The organism is Shewanella sp. HN-41, from assembly GCF_000217915.1.
Lineage (GTDB): Bacteria > Pseudomonadota > Gammaproteobacteria > Enterobacterales > Shewanellaceae > Shewanella.
Map to the genome: position 1 here is coordinate 1 of NZ_AFOZ01000011.1, position 1,973 is coordinate 1,973.

Annotated in this window: 1 protein-coding gene and 2 pseudogenes; 2 read left to right on the forward strand and 1 reads right to left on the reverse strand. The window is 42.9% G+C overall.

The features are described from left to right. The first annotated feature begins 33 nt into the window (after positions 1 to 33). Positions 34 to 420 (forward strand): flagellar protein FlaG, encoded by a 387-nt coding sequence (locus SOHN41_RS01230; RefSeq protein WP_007644628.1) that lies wholly within the window; start codon positions 34 to 36, stop codon positions 418 to 420. Positions 421 to 522: 102 nt separating this feature from the next. Here SOHN41_RS01230 and SOHN41_RS01235 read toward each other — a convergent pair. Next, positions 523 to 1,613: pseudogene (locus SOHN41_RS01235) on the reverse strand (IS256 family transposase). Between the two features lie 237 nt (positions 1,614 to 1,850). Between SOHN41_RS01235 and SOHN41_RS19690 the strand changes: the two are divergent. Then, positions 1,851 to 1,973, forward strand: a pseudogene (locus SOHN41_RS19690) (flagellin FliC); the annotation flags it as partial.

The following is a 1,973-nucleotide window of genomic DNA, read 5'->3' on the forward strand; positions in this document are numbered from 1 at the left end:
GATAAAATGGGTCTCTTGAGGAGATATAGGGCTATGGATATTAATTTAGTAAGTTCGTCCACAGCAGGTGCTAGGCTTGATACAGGTGGTGCAGCAGTATTGAAGCCATCATTGCAAGGTGTTGAAACTGAAAATAAGTCGTTCATTGAGCCCGTTGAACAGGTTGATACGTCGCCAGTTGCTGAAAAAACGGTTTCGCAGGAAAAACTTGAACAAGTTGCAACTGGGTTATCCGATATGATGTCATTGATGCGAAAGGGGTTAGCGTTTAAAGTTGATGATAATTCAGGAGTGAATGTTGTTAGTGTGATTGATATTGATTCTGGAGACGTGATCCGTCAGATCCCAAGTGAAGAAGCATTAGAATTGGCTGAGAAGTTATCAGAAGTCACAGGTTTTTTGGTGAAAACAGATGCATAGAAAAACGCTTGGCGAAAATCCTATCAGGAGAAAAAGATTGAAAACGGCTTTGTAGATATAACAAAATTAAGAGACTATAAAATCTTTTATGTAAGTGGCTGTTTATCTTAACGATACTCGAACGCCGTACATTCTCATAAACCGCATCATGGCAGGCTTCCAATTTCGTAGTGGCATTGTCCACTTTTTAGCAATCTGGTGTAAATCACCTTGCGGATTTCCGGTGGATAGTCGAAGAACACGTTGAGCCTTGTCCAGTTTTCGCGCCAAGATTTGCTGATACTTGGATGCTTGTTATCCTAAGTCTCGACGAACTGCTCTAGGGCCAGTTCGGCTTGTTGCAAAGTGGCTGCGCCATAAATAGTTTTAAGGTCTGCTGCAACGGCTTTACGCTCTTTCCATCTGACGAAGCGCAGGCTGTTGCGGATTTGATGCACGATGCACAGCTGTACCTGCGTTTTAGGGGAAACCGCTTCAATCGCATTCGGGAAACCCTTGAAGCCATCGACACAGACAATGAAGGTATCTTCTACACCGCAGTTTTTAAGCTCGTTCATTACCGACAACCAGAATTTGGCACCTTCGGTCTGTGCTATCCATAAGCCCAATAGCTCTTTTTCACCGTCCGTATTCACGCCAAGGGCAAGGTAGACGGATTTGTTCTGAATGCTGCCGGAATCTCGGCTACGCACGACCAAACAGTCCAGATACACTATTGGGTATACCAGTCTAATGGCTGCTGCTAGGTTTTAACCTCGTCCAGTACGGCATTGGCTATCTGTGAGATAAAGGTTGGCGAGACTTCAACACCATAGGCTTCTTCAAAGTGGGCTTGGATATCACGGGTAGACATGCCTCTGGCGTAGAGCTACACGATGCGTTCATCAAAGCCACCGAGCTGTTTCTCGCCTTTATTGATGAGCTTAGGCATTACGGTCACGCGGCGTTTCAAGCTCAATGTCGCCGTGAATAGTGCGTACTGATTTACGACTTTTACCATTACGGGAGTTGCCAGTATTTTTGCCGACCGCATCATGTTTGGCATAGCCAAGATACTGCTCCATCTCTGCTTCAAGAGCACGCTCAGCAAGCTTTTTAGCCAACTGCTTAAGGATACCTTGCTCACCAAGCAGGTCTTCAGGGAATTTATAATTAGCTAATAACTGATCGATAAGTTGGTCTGATACTGGCATTCTTTATTCCTTTCAAATACATGGATGAATGCCACTTACACAGATCTTTTATACTCTCTTTGGGGATAGATTAAATTTCATTTAAAAATAACTACTTAAAATTAAATTTAAATGTATTTAAAAAATTATCTAAAGATAAAAAAAGTGTGGCCGTTATATAGATAGTAACCAATATGACCGGCCTGGCTTAACGAGGCAGGTAAGTAGATTTAGCCAGGAATAAAGAGGAATCGCATCATGGCCATTACAGTCAACACTAACGTCACATCATTAAAAGCTCAGAAAAATTTGAATTCTTCAAGTGGCGCGTTAGCTACTTCAATGGAGCGTTTATCTTCTGGTCTGCGTATCAACAGTGCT

Bases quoted from the DNA above. Each gene is read 5' to 3' on its own strand.
- SOHN41_RS01230 (WP_007644628.1), top strand. From the start codon at position 34: ATGGATATTAATTTAGTAAGTTCGTCCACAGCAGGTGCTAGGCTTGAT.